13 protein-coding genes are annotated in these 16947 nt (G+C 69.7%); 5 read left to right on the plus strand and 8 right to left on the minus strand.

The features are described from left to right. Positions 1–189, minus strand: a 189-nt coding sequence (locus IE107_RS20280; RefSeq protein ID WP_189544888.1) for a TetR/AcrR family transcriptional regulator, incomplete at its 3' end; no start/stop codon positions are given. Between the two features lie 376 nt (positions 190–565). On the opposite strand from IE107_RS20280, the gene IE107_RS20285 reads away from it, so the two are divergent. Continuing rightward, on the plus strand, positions 566–1312 hold the full coding sequence (locus IE107_RS20285) for a GNAT family N-acetyltransferase (protein WP_189545248.1): 747 nt from the start codon (positions 566–568) through the stop codon (positions 1310–1312). A gap of 212 nt (positions 1313–1524) precedes the next feature. After that, positions 1525–2301: an enoyl-CoA hydratase-related protein gene (locus IE107_RS20290; protein WP_189545249.1), complete on the plus strand. Its 777-nt coding sequence runs from the start codon at positions 1525–1527 to the stop codon at positions 2299–2301. Positions 2302–2565: 264 nt separating this feature from the next. Here IE107_RS20290 and IE107_RS20295 read toward each other — a convergent pair whose 3' ends face one another. The 3 genes from IE107_RS20295 to IE107_RS20305 form a co-directional block, all read right to left on the minus strand. Next, positions 2566–5049 (minus strand): beta-glucosidase family protein, encoded by a 2484-nt coding sequence (locus tag IE107_RS20295; protein WP_189545250.1) that lies wholly within the window; start codon positions 5047–5049, stop codon positions 2566–2568. A gap of 51 nt (positions 5050–5100) precedes the next feature. Beyond that, on the minus strand, positions 5101–6339 hold the full coding sequence (locus tag IE107_RS20300; protein WP_189545251.1) for an MFS transporter: 1239 nt from the start codon (positions 6337–6339) through the stop codon (positions 5101–5103). A gap of 143 nt (positions 6340–6482) precedes the next feature. After that, entirely contained in the window at positions 6483–7688 is a 1206-nt protein-coding gene (locus IE107_RS20305; protein ID WP_189545252.1) for a glycoside hydrolase family 1 protein, read from the minus strand. A gap of 94 nt (positions 7689–7782) precedes the next feature. Between IE107_RS20305 and IE107_RS20310 the strand changes: the two genes are divergently transcribed. After that, a complete protein-coding gene (locus tag IE107_RS20310) occupies positions 7783–8940 on the plus strand; it encodes a TetR/AcrR family transcriptional regulator (RefSeq protein WP_189545253.1) in 1158 nt (385 codons plus the stop codon). Positions 8941–9023: 83 nt separating this feature from the next. Here the strand turns inward: IE107_RS20310 and IE107_RS35075 are convergent, their stop codons facing one another. Both IE107_RS35075 and IE107_RS35080 read right to left on the minus strand, forming a co-directional pair. Continuing rightward, positions 9024–9290, minus strand: coding sequence for a hypothetical protein (locus IE107_RS35075; protein ID WP_229867117.1), 267 nt, complete (start codon positions 9288–9290; stop codon positions 9024–9026). A gap of 37 nt (positions 9291–9327) precedes the next feature. Continuing rightward, the gene (locus tag IE107_RS35080; protein ID WP_229867118.1) at positions 9328–9468 is read right to left on the minus strand and encodes a hypothetical protein; all 141 of its coding nucleotides are present in this window, start codon (positions 9466–9468) and stop codon (positions 9328–9330) included. Positions 9469–9697: 229 nt separating this feature from the next. Between IE107_RS35080 and IE107_RS20320 the strand changes: the two genes are divergently transcribed. Next, positions 9698–10969, plus strand: a complete 1272-nt coding sequence (locus IE107_RS20320) for an MFS transporter (RefSeq protein ID WP_189545254.1) — start codon at positions 9698–9700, stop codon at positions 10967–10969. A 110-nt stretch (positions 10970–11079) separates the two neighbouring features. Further along, positions 11080–11352, plus strand: a complete 273-nt coding sequence (locus IE107_RS20325) for a hypothetical protein (protein WP_189545255.1) — start codon at positions 11080–11082, stop codon at positions 11350–11352. A gap of 388 nt (positions 11353–11740) precedes the next feature. Here IE107_RS20325 and IE107_RS20330 read toward each other — a convergent pair whose 3' ends face one another. Further along, the gene (locus IE107_RS20330; RefSeq protein WP_189545256.1) at positions 11741–12691 is read right to left on the minus strand and encodes an SDR family NAD(P)-dependent oxidoreductase; all 951 of its coding nucleotides are present in this window, start codon (positions 12689–12691) and stop codon (positions 11741–11743) included. 569 nt (positions 12692–13260) lie between these two features. Continuing rightward, positions 13261–16947, minus strand: coding sequence for an SAV_2336 N-terminal domain-related protein (locus IE107_RS35935; RefSeq protein WP_308434246.1), 3687 nt, complete (start codon positions 16945–16947; stop codon positions 13261–13263).

Below are 16947 nucleotides of genomic sequence, written 5' to 3' on the forward strand. Positions count from 1 at the left end.
CTCGGCCAGCCGTTCCACGGCCGCCTGCAGCAGCGCCTGCCGCGTCCTGAAGTAGTAGGAGCAGGAGCCTTCCGCCAACCCCGCCCGCTGGTCGACGGCCCGATGGGTCAGCCCCCGCATGCCCTCCGCGGCCAGCGTCCCGATCGCCGCGTCGGCCAGTTGTTTCCGTCGTGTCGAGCTCTCCGCCACAACCGTTCCCTCTTCACCTACCCAATCCCTCTACGCAAGTAGAGTACCATTGGCACTACAGGTGTAGAGGCCCGGGTGAAGGGAAGGCTGGGTGCGGTGAAAGCATCGGCCCCGTCCGGGGTGTTCGGGTTCCACCGCGGGCGCGGACCGAAGGCGAGTCCACTGGCATCGGATCTTGGCCGGAGCGCACCAGACCGAGAATCTCCCGGGCACGGCCATCCGCCGGCCTCCTGTGACTGAGGGCCGCTGCACAACGATCGGCGACCGTCAAGCCGCCGTATGAAACATTCTGAACTGCGGAAATTCTGTTGTGACACCGGATGCGGAACTGCAGAATGCCCGCGCTGAGGCACAAGCGATCTTTCAAGGATGAAGAGTGACTGAGAACGATGAGCAGCGCCAGACCCTGACCAACGGGCAGGGTGTGCCGGTACTGACATATCTGGAGGGTGTTCGGGAGGGGCACCCATGGGCGGACCTGGCCGAAGTGGTCGGCCCCGACCCCGTGGATTCCATCATCGCCGGCATGTCCGGATGGGCGGTCTCGGGGTCCGTGGAGCTCGGTGAGCAACTGCTGGGCCGTGGTGCCCGGGTGATGCGGCATGCCCATGAAATGCGGAGAGACCTGGTCGCGTGTCCGCCGCCGGTCGACTGGTCATCACAGGACCTGGGCAACGGACTTCGGGCAGTTCCTTGCGACCTAGATGCCGATGCGGTGTTCCCGGCATGGCGAGCCGCCTTTTCTGCCGACCATCCCGACCATCACTCCGGCAGCGACGAAGAAGCGCTCAACGAGCTCCTGGCGCCGATGCTGGCGGGCTCCGTCCTCGGGCCGGTCCTTCCGTGCAGCGCCTTGGTGGTGGACGAAACGGACCGCGTGGTCGCCGGGGCGATCCTCACCGATCGCGACGGCCTGCCGTGGATCGCGGACGTGTTCCGCCGGCCCGAAGCCCGCTACGCGGGCCTTGGCGCAAATCTGCTGCGTCGAGTACTCAGCGATGCTGCGGCCCACGGGCTCACCGACGTCTCGCTCGTCGTGAGCGACGCGAATCCCGCCCGCCACGTCTACGAGAAGCTCGGTTTCCAACTGACCGGCACATCACTGACTGTCGTAGTGCCGTAGGCCAGGGAACGCTTCCCCGCCCCGCGGCCGGTACCACACAGAACTCGTGGACGACGGCCTTGTAGAAGGGCGGTCGCATGCGGCACTTGCTGTCCGCCGCGGAGACGGATGGGAGAAGAGCTCCATTGTATCCAGGACGATTAATGGATCGTCCTGGATGACGGCTCATAGCCTAGGTGAGTCCGAACCCCGGCGAAACGGAGTATCCCGGCATGACCGTGCGCATCGAGCGAGACGACCAGGTCGTAGTGATCACCATCGACCGGGAGCAGAAGCTCAACGCCCTGGACTATCCGACGATCGACGCGCTGCTCGCGCAGCTCGACCTCATCGACTCCGACGACAGCATCCGGGCGGTCGTCCTGACCGGCGCCGGGCGCAGGGCGTTCAGTGCGGGCGCGGACATCCCTTCGCTTGCGGGCAGCATCGCCGGCGGGCCCGAACGTGCGCTGCGCGAGTTCGTCCGCCGGGGCCACGCGCTGACCCGGCGGATCGAGGAGTTTCCCAAGCCGTTGATCGTCGCGGTCAACGGCCTCGCCTACGGTGGTGGCTGCGAGATCACCGAGGCCGCTCCGCTCGCGATCGCCGCCGAACACGCGACCTTAGCCAAACCCGAGGTCTCCCTCGGTTTTCCGCCCCCCCTTCGGCGGCTCCCAGCGCCTGCCGCGGCACTCGGCCGCAAGCGCGGCTCGGAGATGATCCTGACCGGCGACCCGATCCCGGCCGCCCGAGCCGCCGAGCTGGGTCTGGTCAACACCGTCGTACCGGCCGACGAGCTCATGGACGCCGCGCGGGACATGGCCGCACGGATCATCAGGCATGCACCGACGGCCGTAACGGCCTGTCTGCGCGCGGTCACCCGTGGCATCAACCTGCCGATCGAAGAGGCCCTGGCAATCGAAGCGGCGTACTTCGCAGCCGCCGTCCCCACAGACGGCGTACGGACCGGCCTGCGACGGTTCCTCGACCGGACGGCCGCAGCCGACTGAACCTGACCTGCTCGACCGCGGCCGCCTCGGGCGCGCCCGCCCGAGGCGGAACGGGCGAGGACCTGCCGGCCTTCGGAAGGGCCAGCGGTTGCCGACAGGAGACCGGGGAGCAGCAGTTGCGGGTGCCGTACGAGTGCGTCACCCCGGGTGGCTGGTTTCCGGCGGGGTTCCCATGGTTTGGCGGAGGCATGCAGTCCGGCGGATTGGCCGCGCTTCCTGGCTGCGGCCCCATCTGGTGCTCAGGGTCGGGGTGGTCACGAAGGATCAGACCTCTCCGGCGGTAACGGTGTCGGGCGCCGTGACGACGGTCGTGTGGGCGATGTCCGCCACCGAGGTGCCGATTCGCAGCTCGAACGCCCCGGCCTCGACGTCCCAGGCGTGCGTCTGCTCGTCCCAGTGGCGGAAGGCCCGCTCGGGGAGCTCGATGCGGGCGCGTACGGATTCGCCGGGGGCGGCCCGTACGACGGCGAATCCGGCGAGCCACGCGGCCGGCCGCTCCACCGATGAGCCGGGCCGCGCGAGGTATGCCTGCACGACCTGCTTGCCGGCACGGCTCCCGGTGTTGGTGACGTCGAGCTCGACGACGCGCGTACGGCCGTCCTCCCGCACGCCCGGCTCATCCAGCTCCCACGTCGTGTAGCCGAGGCCCGAGCCGAAGGGGAGGGCCGGTGCGGCCCCGCCGTGCTCGGCCTGCCGCAGCCACGCGCGGTAGCCGATGTGGATGCCCTCCGTGTAGTCGAGACGGCCCTCGACCGGGTCGACGTTCCATACGGGGACATCCTCCTCCCGCGCCGCCCACGTGGTGGGCAGCCGCCCGCCGGGCTCACGGGCGCCGGTGAGGACATCGGCGAGCGCGTGCCCGAACTCCTGCCCCGGGAACCACGAAAGGACCACCGCGGACACCTCGTCCAGCCACGGCATCGTGACCGGCGCGCCGGAGTTCACCACGACGACCGTACGGGGGTTCGCGGCGCGGACCCGGCGGACCAGCTCGTCCTGCCCCGAGGGGAGGGAGAGGCCGGGCCGGTCGGAGCCCTCCGACTCGATCGCCTCGGTCGTGCCCACGACCACCACAGCGACATCGCTCTCCGCCGCGAGCGCCACGGCTCGCTCCAGTTCCTCGACGGGGTCACCGAGGATGTCCTTCTCACCGAGGCTGATCAGCGCGAACGCGGCGCTCTCCGGGGAGGAGAGGGTGAACACCAGGCGCATGTCGACGCCCTGCCCCTCCTGGAGGTCGAGCTCGAAGACGCGGTTCGGGGGGTTGAGGACGGCCACCATGGTGTCCTGCTGGTCCGGGAGCACCGGGTCGGTGTGCACCGTCCGCCCGTCGAGCTCGAAGCGCAGCAGGCCGAGCCCTGCGAAGCCGAGTGCGTGCCGCCCGTCGCGCGCGGCGACGAAGCGGGTCGTGATCTCCACCTCCGCAGCCGCCAACAGCTTGGCGTCGAACAGCCAGGCGAGACGGCCGCTGGGGAACACCTCCTCGTCGAAGACGTTCCCGTCGGCGTCGAAGTAGCGCACGCGCACGCCGTTCTCGCCCGTCACCTGGTCGACGATCGAGGCGCGGCCGAACGGCCACAGCTCGTCCGTCGGCGGTAGCCCGGGCGCGTACGACACGGCGCCGTCGCCCAGCGCCTCGCGGAGCCCGTCGAGGGGAGTGACGAGGGAGGCGGGGAAGACGGTGGCCGATCCGCCGCCCTGGTTACGGGAGCGGAGGGCGTGCTGCCCGATCAGCGCGACGCGCGGGCGCACACCGTCGCCGTCGCCGTCGCTCGCGAGGGGCAGCAGCCCGTCGTTGCGGGCGAGGACCATGCCGTCGGCGGCGGTCTCGCGCAGCAGGGCCGCGATCTCGGCGTCCTCCCAGGGGGCGACCGGCTGGTGCTCCTCGGTGAGGGCTCCGACGCGCTCGGCGAGGAGCAGCAGCCGGGCCACCTTCTCGTCGATCACCGCCTCGGGGACGCGGCCGGCGCGGACCGCCTCGACGAGGAGGTCTCCCCACGGCCCCTGCGGGCCGGGCATGACGAGATCCTGACCGGACCGTGCCGAGGGCTCCGTGTCGCGCACCGCGGTCCAGTCCGAGACGACGACGCCGTCGAAGCCCCACTCGTCCTTCAGCGGCGAGCGGAGCAGCGGGTTCGCGGACATGGTCACGCCGTCCACGGAGTTGTACGAGGACATCACCAGCCACGCGCCCTCCTCGACCATCCGCTCGAACGGGGCGAGGTAGAGCTCGCGGAGGGTCTTCTCGTCGGCGCGCACGTCGACGGTCATCCGGTCCGTCTCGCTGTCGTTGGCGATGTAGTGCTTCGCGGTCGTCGCGACACCGTGCGCCTGGACGCCGTTGACGTACGCGGCGCCGAACTCACCGGTGAGGAAGGGGTCCTCGCTGAACGCCTCGAAGTGGCGCCCGCCCCGCGGGGAGCGGTGGAGGTTGACGGTGGGGCCGAGGACGACGTCGACGTCCTTGCGGCGGGCCTCGGCCGCGATCAACGCGCCGAGGCGTCGTACCCGGTCGAGGTCCCAGGTCGCGGCGATGGACGAGGCCGAGGGAAGGCTCGAGGACGGGTCGCGGTCGTCCATGGCCGTGCCGCGGACGCCGCTGGGGCCGTCGGAGACGACGATGGAGCGGAGCCCGACCGCGGGCTCGTCGTGCAGCGACCACACCGAGGCGCCGGTGAGCAGGCGGACCTTCTGCTCCAGGCTGAGCCTGCCGACCAGATCGGTGAAGCGGGGCGAGGTGAATGTCATGTCTCGTCTGTGCTTTCTGTCGAAGCGAGGCGGAGAAGAGGGAGGAACAGGTCAGCGGACGCTGCGGATGGGGAGGATGCAGAGGGCTCCGAGTACGGAGATGACGCCGATGACGGGGTAGAGCGCGCCGTAGCTGTCGAACACCGTCACGACGGCCCCCGCCGCGACCGGCGCGACCGTGCCGGGGAGCGTCGCGGCCAGGTTGAGGACCCCGAGGTCCTTGCCGTGGTCGTCGGCGTTGGGCAGGACCGAGCTCATCAGCGCCTGGTCCACCGCGACGAACGCCCCGAATCCGGCGCCGACGACCGCGCCGGAGACCGCGAGGCCCGCGACCGTCGGCATGGCGAGCGGGACGGCCGCGCCGACCGCGATGAGCAGCCCGGCGACCAGGGCCGGCGGCTTGCGGCGGCCGATCCGGTCGGACAGCGGCCCGGCGATCGCCGTGGCCACAAGGATCCCGGGCAACGCGACGAGGCCGAGCAGCGGAACGACGTCGGTCGCTTCGTCGAGCGAGAGCCCGACGTACTGCTGCGCGAGATACAGGTTGTACGTGCTGAGCATGTAGTAGCCGCCGAACAGCAGCAGTCGGCCCAGGAAGCCCCAGAAGAAGTCGGGGTGACGCACGGGGTTCACCCAGAAGGCGGTGGCGAAGGCACGGAGCGAGAACGGCTCGCGCGGCTCGCCTCGGTTGTCACGATCGGGAACGAGGACGACGAACAGCACGATGCCGAGGAAGACGACACCGCCGAGCACCTGGTAGCCGAGGGCGATCCGGTCGGCGAACAGCGATCCGACGAGCGGTCCGACGACCGCGCCGAGGATCATGCCGAGGCCGGCACCGGTGGAGTACCGGCCGCGGAACTGCTCGGGCACACGGTCCGGCAGTACCGCGGCGAGCGGTCCCTGGAAGGCGTTGAAGCCGAACTGAATGACCATCACGCAGCCGGTCAGCGTCGCGAGGTTCGAAGCCAGGCCGGTGGTGAGCAGTGCGACGGAGCCGATGAGCCCGCCGACGAGCATCCACGGTCGGCGGGCACCGAACCGCGAACGGGTCCGGTCGGAGAGGACACCGATGACGGGCTGGGCGATCATCGCCGCCCCGGCCGAGAGGGCGCTCACCACGGCAAGCCCGGCGACCTTCCCCTTGTCGCCTTCCATCAGCTGCACCTGGAGGGCGAAGAAGAAGGCGGACGCTCCGTAGACGATCGGTGCGAGCGCCGAGGCCCAGGGTGCGGCGAAGAACAGCCTGCGCAGATCGCGAGGCAGTTTCCTGTCCGCGGGCGAGGCCACCCCGGTGCCCGCGTCCTCGGCCGGGAGGGATTCGGGAGGGGCGGAAACAGAAGGAGGGGAGTCAGGAGAAAGGGAACCGGCGGCGAGCGAATCCGGTGGCAGCGGCATCGTTGACCCCAGGGAAGTGGGTGAGTGAGGCGCGGTCAGGCGAGACCGTTGCGGCGGGCGCAGGCGCCGAGCCAGGCGAGGCTCGGCTTGGGCGTACGGACGAAGGTCTCGCGGTCGACCGCGATGAGGCCGAAGGTCGGTGCGTACCGGCCCCACTCGTAGTTGTCGAGCGCGGACCAGTGCAGGTAGCCGCGTACATCGATGCCCTCGTCCACTGCGGCCTGGAGGTGGCGCAGCGCTTCCCCGGTGTAGGCGATGCGGCGGGAGTCGTCGGCGGTGGCGATGCCGTTCTCGGTGACGAGGAGGGGTACCCCGCCGGCCTCCTCCCAGGCGCGCCGGAGCGAGATGCCGAGCGCGTCCGGGCGGTAGGCCCAGCCGGTGATGGTGTTGTCGGGGTGCTCCGGGTGGGGCACGGGGCCGTTCGCGGCGACGGGCTGGCTCGTGTACGCCTGCACCCCGACGAAGTCGTCGTCGCGGGAGGCCTCCAGGTAGAACCCCTCCCAGTCCCGGTGCACGCGCCGGAACACCTCCTCGTTGCCGGGGGTGGGCTCGAACGACTGCTGGGCGATGGTCCAGCCCGCCTCCGCGCCCGCCGTCCCGCGTACGACCTCGACGGCCCGGCGGTGTACGGCGGCGAGGGCCTCGGCGACGGCGGCGTCCGGCCGGATGTCCGCCATGAGCCCGCCGAGTTCGGTGGCGGCCTGCCCGGTGTCGGCCGAAACGGCGGCCATGGCCGCCTCCCGGACGCTCGCGAACACCGCGAGCATGTTGGGCTCATTGATGGTGCACACCCACCCGACATCGCGCAGGGCCGGGGCGACGAACTCGATGTAGCGGGCGAACCGGTCCGCGGCATCGGGGACGAGCCAGCCGCCGGACTCGGCGAACCATCGGGGAAGCGTGAAGTGCTGGAGGGTGACGACCGGCGCGAGGCCGAGGTCGTGCGCGGTGTCCACCATCTGCCGGTAGTGGTCGAGCGCGGCACGGGAGAACTCCCCGTCGGCGGGTTCGATGCGCGCCCACTCGAACCCGAAGCGGTAGGCGTTGAGCCCGGCGTCGGCGAGCAGCCGCATGTCCTCGGGGTAGCGGTGGTAGCTGTCCACGGCATCGCCGCTCCGCTCCGGGAGGGGGGAGCCGGGGGCGTGCTCCATCGCCCACCAGTCCGAGTTGACGTTGTTCCCCTCGATCTGGTGCGGCGAGGTCGCCGCGCCCCAGAGGAAGTCGTCCCGCAGGTTCGTCATGGTGCTGTCCGTTCTGTTGTCGTCGCCAGCGACGAAAAGTTACCAACGTGGTGGTAAATTTTGGGTGAGGCTAGCACACTGGGATACTGGGATCATGGGAAGTTCACGAGGTCCGTACCGCACGGGGCGGGAGCGCGCGGCGCGCATCCTCGACGCCGCACACGTCCTGTTCATCGAGAACGGGTACCGGGCGACGTCACTGCGCGACGTAGCCGCGGCATCCGGCATCTCGCACCCCGCGCTGCTGCGCCACTTCGGATCCCGCGAGGAGATCCTCACGGCCCTGATCGAACGGCTCGACACCGCATACGGCGACTGGCCCATGGAGCAGGCCGATGGCACCGTCCTCACGGCGGCCGCGATCGCGCGGAGGAACGAGACGGTCCCCGGCTGGATCGAGCTGTTCACCGCCCTGCTGGGGGAAGCGACCAGCCCCGAGCACCCCGGCCATGAACTCATGCGCCGCCGCCGCGCGACCGGCCTGACCCTCGCGACACGGTTCCTGCTGCCGCTGAGCCCCGACGAACGCTCCGCATCACTCGCAGCACTGCGCCTCGGCGCACTCTGGGAAGGCCTTCAGATCCTCTCCCTCTACTTCCCCGGTGAGATCGACATCCCCGGTCAACTAGCCGCCTACGAAATGGGATTGACGCACAGTGGCGCCCCGGAGGCCCCGGCGGAGACCGGCGGACAGATCACCGACCCGGCCCCGCCCGTGATCGAACCCGAGAGCCGCCGCCGCGCCCTCGAAGCCGCCGCGCGCCGCTACGCCCAGCAGGGCTACCACGAGGCCTCGATACAGTCGATCGCCGACGACGCCGGCCTGACGAAGGCAGCCCTGGTCCACATCGCCCGGACCAAGCGCGACCTGCTCGACGCCGTGCTCACGGAGGTCATCGACGCCCCGAGGCCGGAAGGCGAAGACCCGGCCCAGTGGCTCTACTCCCTGCCGCAGCGCCCCCGTTGGGTCACCGCCGCGCACGTGGTCCTGTTGTGCGAGGCGACGGTCCCGGCGCATCCCGCACACGCCTTCATGACCAGGTGCCTCGCCGAGGCCAGACAGAGCGTCGTGTCCGCCCTGGCCGCGGCGGACCACCCCCCGGCCCAGGCGGCACCCGAAGCGGACCGCATCATCTCCATCGCACTGGGCGTCGTCATCTCCTGGCTCTACGACTCGGACCGAGTCGACCCCCGGGCGCTCCTCGACGGCGCCCTCGCCCACCTCCCTGAGCCGTTTCCAACCTCAGGCTGATCCGAGGTGAAGGGGTTGGGCAGCAACATGCCGTCCAGAACGAACGCCTCGGGGCCCGGCAGATGGGAGTCTCCAGGCGACTGTCACGGCCGGGTGGTGAAGGTGCCGTTCGGCAGCTTGCGCAGCCGGCCCCGATCGGCCGGCTTCGACAGCTTCCCGCGCAACGGCTCCAGCCGACCGGCAATCGTAGCGTCGATCCCCAGCTCGGCGCCGACCTCCTCGACCATCACCGGCCCGCCCGCCGCCTCCACGATGCCCAGCATCCGCTGGTAGCCGCCCGGCAGCGCAGACGCATCGGGCACCTCGGCCCGGTACGGCACCTTCAACACCGACCGGCCCTCGACCTGCACCCGCTGCGGTGTCCCGGCGGCAGCCTCGGCTTCCTGCTCATACAGACGGCGCAGCTACCCGCTTCGCGACCGCGAGTTCCTCACGCTCGGCGTCCGCCTCGGCCAATTGCTTGGCCAGCGCCTGGGCGAGCTCATCCAGCTCGGCACGACGACCTGCGATCTTCTCCAGCGGCGACACAACCTCCCTCCCGAACACCCAGGCCCCCGCCCGGATATAGCCCGGCCGCAACCCACGCAGACATCGCCGGAAACCTCATCCCCGACGTGTCAGATGATCTACGCTCCGGACTCCCGTCCCCCGACCAGCGCGAGTACGCCACCGCCCTCCCACGCCAGCACCGCTGACCGGAAGCGATTCAGGTTGGGCGCAGTTCAATGATCACCGGAGTCACCAGGGAGCCCGCAACATGACCGGCACCACAGAGGCCCTTAGCGGGTCGGCTGCAGTCGACAATGCAGCACGAAGCGTCACGCGCCCGTTCTACATATACGCTGTGCTCACCAACACGCTATTCCAGCGCGGCGTATTCGTCCTCTTCCTTCAGCAGCGAGGCTTCTCCGCCGCGCAAGTGGCCCTACTGCAGACACTGCTCTACCTGGTCAGCGCACTTGCGGAGTTGCCGACGGGAGTCATCGCCGACCGAGTCGGCAGGCGTGCCAGCATCGTGATCGGCCAGATGCTGATAGCAGGATGCCTGCTCGGTCAGGTGGCGTTCTCCAACTACTGGGTGTTCCTGGCGCTGTTCATCGGGCAGGGCGTGGGCATGGCATGTGTGTCCGGTTCGGACACCGCCCTGCTGTACGACCTGCTCGTGCGTCGCGGTGCAACGGCCAGCTACGTCAAGGTCAAGTCCCGGTTCACCATGCTCGGGACGGTCACCTCGGGAGCCGCCATCGTCCTCGGCGGCCAACTGCAGCAGATTTCCTGGGGAGTCGTCTACATCGGTTCGGCGGCGTGCCTCGCCCTGGCTGTGGTGGTGCTGATGTCACGGGTACCCGAGATCCGCGGCGCGGACGCGGTAGACGAGCAGGACGGAGCCGAGGAGAAGCACAGCGACGCCACAGCATGGCGGGCGATGCTTCGGGTCGCCACACCGGCGCTCGTGACGCTTGTCGTGGTGTCCGGATTGATGCATGCGACTTTGACGCCGTACATCATTTTTACGCAGAAGACCCTCTCCGATCAGGGAGCAGGCACCGCATTGGTCAGCGTGGTCATATCGGCGGGATTCTTCGCTGGCGGGCTCACTCCGCTGCTGTCGGACCGCGCGGATCGGCGCATCGGGTATCGGGTCATCGTCCCGGTGTCTCTCCTGACGCTCGCCGCGGCACTCGGCCTGAGCGGCCTCGGCCTTGTCTGGGTCACCATCGCCGCCTTCCTGGCCCTGGTCGGGATTCCCGAGATCACCGCCGTGATCGTGGACAACGTGTTCAACGAGGCCGTGCCGTCGCGCCACCGGGCGAGCCTGCTGTCGATGATCGCATTCGTGGAGTCGGCGCTCATCGGCATCGGCTATCTCGTCCTCGGCGCGCTCATGGACGGGCTGGGCTCCAGTGTGGGCATGGCCACCTACGCCGCGGTCCCCCTGCTGGCATGTCTCCTGTGGTTCCCGGTGCTCTTCCGAGGGGCACGGGTGACCACCGAGATCGAGAAGCCCGCCGACCAAAAGGCATCCTGAAACAGACCATCTCGAGCAACGCCCTGCCCGAGGGCAGGGGCATTGCTCGTTGACATCTCGCTCCCAGTCGGCGACGGAGCTACCGTCGCGACGACCTGAAAAACTGGCGCGTGCTGACCAAGCCCCGCCTCGACGAGAAGTGGGCCACCCGCCTCGTCCGGACCCTGATGATCCTCACCCAGCACGAAATCGCCCGCTGCCCAACACACCAGACAGGCCCCGACGACCAGCACCAGTACGACATCACCCGCCCACGCCACCCCCGTGACCTGCACGTTCATGATGAACACACACCCGATGTGAACAGATCCGCACGGTGTGGACAGCAGCCGGGATCCACCGACTACCGCTCCCCCGTCCCGGCCGACCGTCATGCTGCGTGAGGGGGCGGCGGGGACGTCACAGGCAGAGCCGCCGTCCTCCAGGTCCTGCGCCGCGCGCAGACGGGCGAGCCGGGCACCAACGACCTGCTCAGCCTGCTCCAGGACCTCCAGGAGGGTTTGCTGCATTGCAGCATCGACCAGTGCGTCGCCGATCTGCAACGGGCGGTGGCCGTGCTGACCCTGGACGACCCCGCCGTACGCGCACTGGCCACCGCCCTCGCCTCGACCTGCCGCACGATCTCGCCGTCCGCGAGGCGTACGACCGGGCCAACGCCGGATGGGCGGCAGCCGACGTGCACTGCTGACACAGTGTGACCGAGCGTCCCGGTTGGCCGGGCCGGGCACCGCAGTCGGCCGCTGGATGGCCGCGCTGGGTGCAGCTGCACACCTACCGGAAGCCGAGGTGCGGATCGGCGCCGACCAGCTCACTGCTGGCCGCCCAGAGGCGAGCGGCGGCGGCCGGGTCGGTCATATGAGAGGGGACGGGCTCGCGCCGTGGTGTGCCACGCAGCCCGAAGACCTTCGGCCCCCAGAGCTGCCCTCCCTGCACCTCCGAGTCGAGGACAGCACGGACAACGGGCCATGCCCCGGCGTCCTTGCCCTGCACCAGGAGTCCGGCGGGCAAAGCGAGCAGCCGCTCGCCGGGGGTGGTCACGCGTACCGGCGGGCGGGACGGGGTGAGGGAGTCCAGTGCGCCGCCGGGGTGGGCCACCACGCTGAGCACCGCGCTGCCGACTGCGCGCAGGCGGCGATCGAGTTCGAAGCCGAAGCACATCTGCGCCAGCTTCGACCGGCCGTAGGTGCGCTTGGGCCGATAATCCTGGGTCGACTGCAGATCGCCGAGATCCAGTCGCTCGGACCGTGCCGCGAAGCTTCCCACCGTCACGATGCGGCCCGTCGGCGCCGCGGACAGCAATGGGGCCAGCCATTGAGTGAGAGCGAAGTGGCCGAGGTGGTTGGTGCCGAACATCAGCTCGTGGCCGTCCTCGGTCTCTCGACGCGGCGGGTCATCGAGCGCGACCCCTGCGTTGTAGACCGCCGCGTCGAGATGCTCGAGGCCCAGCCTGTCCACGGCGGTCTTCAGGGATGACAGGTCGGCGAGGTCCAGTTGAAGGTGCCGCAGGTGCGCGCCTGGGAAGCGCGAGCGGATCGAGGCCATGGCGGCGGCGGCCTTCGCGGTGTCCCGGCTGCCGAGTACGACGACGGCACCGGTGGCGGCGAGCTGCTCCGCGACGAAGTAGCCGATCCCGGCGTTACCTCCGGTTACCAGGAAGATTCTGCCCTCGGCAGGCGGCAGCCACTGAACGTTCCACGGTCGGCTCTGGGACGCGGAAGACACGATGACAGGCTCCTTGCACTCGGGTCAGCGTGCTCATGGGGAGCACCAACCCGCCCAAGGTCGCAGCCTCCACCGACACACCGCCGACAGCTCACGTTCACCGCCGACAGGCATCCGACAGCCCTCCGGAGAACTACGGAGAGCAAGGAGGCTGCTGCGTCATACCGGCACAGAACTGACTGACTATGCCCACAAGGAGAACGGGTCCCGGCCCACTTTCTGGGCTCTTTCGCTATTTTGGAGGTAGTTGGGGGTCTGTTGCCCAGGTGTGGGGGTTCAGGTCGAGGAAGTGGCGGTCGCGCTCCGGTTGAAGGAGCTTTTGTTCCCGTCGATCGCGGATGTCGCGGTGCTCAAGAAGCATCGATCATGCTCGGGTTACGAGCTGGTAGGGAGCTGCCCCGGGCCTGGCGGACTCATTCCGGCCTCCAGCCATAGGCTCAGCACGGAGCGGGCTTCGGCGTATGGGACGGGGAGTGCGGCAAGGGAGGGATCGGCGGCGCTTGTTCTGCGAGGGCGCCGGGGTGAGTGGTGCTCAGGGATGAACACAACTGAGTCCTGCGGCTCTCGGACTACGCCGGACCGGTCATCTCCTGGCCGCGTCGCTCAGCCCGCCGCTCGGCAGCTTCCACGTCAAGCCGTCCTGCTGGGTCCCCGCCACGGCGGATGACCGCTCCGCGCACCAGCGCCAGGTAGAGCAGCACGGGTGCGCAAGGCGCCCACGCATCCACCGTCTGCTCCAGGATGAAGTCGAGGACGGAGTCCGGGTCGGCCGGCACGAAGGCATGGCGGTCGTGCTCCCACTTGTCCCTCACACCTCGGGCCCAGCGCCTTCTGAGATCCTCCTCGCCGAGGTCGGGTAGCACAGCCCGGAAGAAGGCGGCCCACTGATGCCGGCGGAGGTCCAGTCCGAAGCCGAGCAGTTCAAGATCCGTCCTGTCCTCGGGGAAGACTCCGAGCTCTTCCTCCAACGCCCGGCGCGCTGTGGCGTGCAGGCTGATCGGCGAGCCGTCTTCGGGGATGTCGTGCCTGGACAGACCTTCACTGGCAGACGCATTCCACCGCTCGGGATTGCCTGCGACGCCGGCGCTGCGGTGGCTGAAGAGCATCTTGCCGTCGGCCCCGGTCTCCACTGCCACATGCACCCCGAAACTGCAGGACAGGAATGGCGGAGCCCAAACGGGGTCCTGCTCCACCAGGTACTCGTGGCGAAGCGTGGTGCCATGGTCTGGGCGAGGACGGTCGAGGTTGAGAGACACAGCCAGAAAGTCGTAGTAGTCCGCAGCGCACAGACGCAGTTGGACGATGGGGTCCTCACCGAGATGGGTGCGGGTGGTGGTGATGCTTTCGACAGCGAACCTCGGGCGGTTCCAACGGTGCGGCAGACCGGCGGCTGCCTTGCGGCTTTCCTCGGCTTCGATCTCGGCACGCCACTGTTGGACCACGGGAGGCTGGGCAACGCGTTGAGCCCGGTGAAGGATCTGGACGTTCTCCTCGTGGATGGGCCGTGTGCCGTCACCTTCGAAGACGTGGCAGTCGGTCATATGACCCAGCAGAGTGAATCTGTCCCGAAAGCGCTGGGACTGACCGGGTGCCGCACCGGCGGCGGCCCGAGTCCTGGCGCGCTCGCCCCCACTCCCATGGGGGTGGCCGTCGGTCTGCGCGGCGAATGCCGCGACCAGCTCGGCAGCTGAGGGCCGGGCCGCCGGATTCGAGTCCAGACAGTCCAGCAGGACCCTGCCGAGCGATCTGTTCATGCCCGAGTGCTCCCAGGCGTCGCGCAGCGTGTGGGGAGTGAAGCCCCCTCCCCACTGTCCCGTCGCGGCGGTGAGCAGAATGGCCCCCACGGAGTACACGTCGCCCGCCGTGGTGACACCGAACGGACCGCCGAAGCCCTCCAGTTCATGGGGGGGGTCGTAGGCAGGATCCTGCGGGAACGAATCGCGCCGGCGATGCGGCACACCGTCCACGCTGGCCGTCATCCAGCCGACGAGCTGCACGTCCTGATCGGTGATCAGCACACGGTCGGGCGTCAGCGAGCCGTGGACGAGCCCCACGCTGTGGGCGTGCCGCGCGGCCTGGGCCAGGTCCCGTCCCAAGCGCCGGAAGTGCGCGGTGTCCCCCAGCGGTCCCCCGTCCTCCAGGAGGGCACGGAGGTTGTGCGCGGGACGGGATCGCGCGTCGTCGCTCTGCTCGCGGGCGCATTCCGTCGCCAGCCAGGGCGGGGAGTCCTCCACGCTGTGGCCGAGCAGCTTGGGCGCTCCGGTCCCGGCCATGCGGATCAGGGCCTCCGCCTCGGTGCGGAGCAGTTCTGCTGCCTCCTCGGGGCTCGTACGGAGCGGCACCCGCACCGTCACCGTGTCGCCCGTTTCGTCGCGCCCCAGGAACATGACCACCCGCTGCCATCCGCCGACGTTGCGGGCGTGCAGACGGTAGGGCCCGGCTCTACGGGGGTCCTCCGTGAGCAGCGGCGACCAGGAAGCACCGAGGTCAAGGGTTTGGAAGGAGACGTCTTCGGGACCGTCCGGCGCCGCCGTCGGGGCCGTCTCCCGCCCGGTCGGGGCGGGCGGACGCTCCTCGCGATCCGTGGACGGCCGCACGGGCTCCGACAGGGGCGAGAATTCCTGCCGTCCGGTGGGATGCCGCTGCGGTTCGTTCTCGAAGGCGTCTTCGGCCCGAGCTACCAGGGGCTGTACCCCCAGCAGCGTCATCAGCCGGTTGTCCAGCCGGCTGATGGGATGGCTCTCGTCGTTCAGCCTGTCCGGTCCGTCGGGGTGGCTGAGCCATGCGGGGAAGTCCGGCGAACGGCCGACCAGCCGGCCGATCTCGTCCGTGATCGTGCGGGTAGTGCGCAGGAGTTCGTGTGCGGGCACCGTCCCGAGGAGGATGTCCCGGGCCTCCTCTGAGAAGTCGAACGCGCGGTGCCGGACCGGCAGGGCCGGGTCGGCCGGATCTGTGCTCTGCATCAACCCACCGAGGAAGACCTCCGCCAGGTGCCCGGCGTCCGTGGTCGGGCCCAAGGCAGCCTGCACCAGGCGCATAGCAGGCACCGACATCGGTGCGACCGCCGCAAGGTGGGCCGCTAGGCGATATGCGGCCGGCGATGCTGCGTGGCGGAATCGCAGCACGGCTTCCCGCGTATCGCTCTGCCGCGTGTGGGCGTAGGGGCGTGAAGGGGGTGTTCCGCTGTCCGCCAGGAGGGGCAGTACGGCCGTGGTGCCCGGGGACGCGACAACGCTTGCCCAGCGCCCCACCGCCGTGGGCTCAGGTGCCAGTACCGGCACCGGAACTCCGTCGAAGGCCACGATGTCCGCAGGCAGCACCGGATCCGTCACGTGCCAGGCGCTGGACGGCCCGCCTCGCCGCCGCGTGGTCACCAGCCACTGCTGTGCCCGGATGCCCGACCCTTGCCACATGCGGGTGGGCAGGGCATGGACGATCGCGGTGGGTCCCTGTCGCGCCCACGTCTCGAGCGCCGTCTGCATCCGGCCGTCCCGCCAGGCCGCACCGACGCCGTCGCTCACGACGAGGACCAGCGTGTTCCCCGTCGGATCGCGCACAACGGACGGCGGCAGGGGTACACCGCCGTCCTCGTAGGGACGGCTATGGAGCATCGGGGCCTGCTGGCCTCGGCTGTCCAGCCCGTAGACGCGAAGGCCGCGGAATGCTCCGCTGCGCTCCAGCAGAACCCGCATTTCCGAGGCTAGGCGCTGCCAAAGCAGCATGGAGACGCCGTCGTCCACCAGCAGGACGAGAGTGAGCCAGCGTGCGCGTGCCGGTCGCATCACGGCGTCGGGCAGCCCCGTCTCGGCCATGGCGGCGACGGTCCTTGCCTCGTCGAGCTCTTGCTTCCAGGGATCTGGGAGCCGCTGCTTCAGCGGCCGAAGTGCTTTGCCGAGGTGGAGCTCGTGTGCCGCGAGGGATTTTCCTTCCGGTGTCCGCACAGGCAGACCCGAACGCTGCTGTGCTCCGGAACCGGGCGCAGCAGGGCCTGCGTGCAGTGGGGCCCCCGGCTCCCGCGCTCCGTCTGTCAACGAGGATGCGGGTGGCGGCGCCGTCGTGCCGGCCTCGTCCGCATCAGGCCGTGGATGCTCCTCCCCGGGTGCGGAGGGCGGAGTGACCCGAGGCCGCACCGCACGCGCCAGCGGGGCACCGTCACTGTGCGGCAGACGTTCGGCCAGCCACAGAACGTCGAGCAGCTCCTCGCCAGAGAGATCCACTCCGCTGTCGGCCAGCACGCGCCGCAGACGGTCGGGCAC

Origin of the sequence: Streptomyces gelaticus (assembly GCF_014649535.1) — a bacterium.
GTDB lineage: Bacteria > Actinomycetota > Actinomycetes > Streptomycetales > Streptomycetaceae > Streptomyces > Streptomyces gelaticus.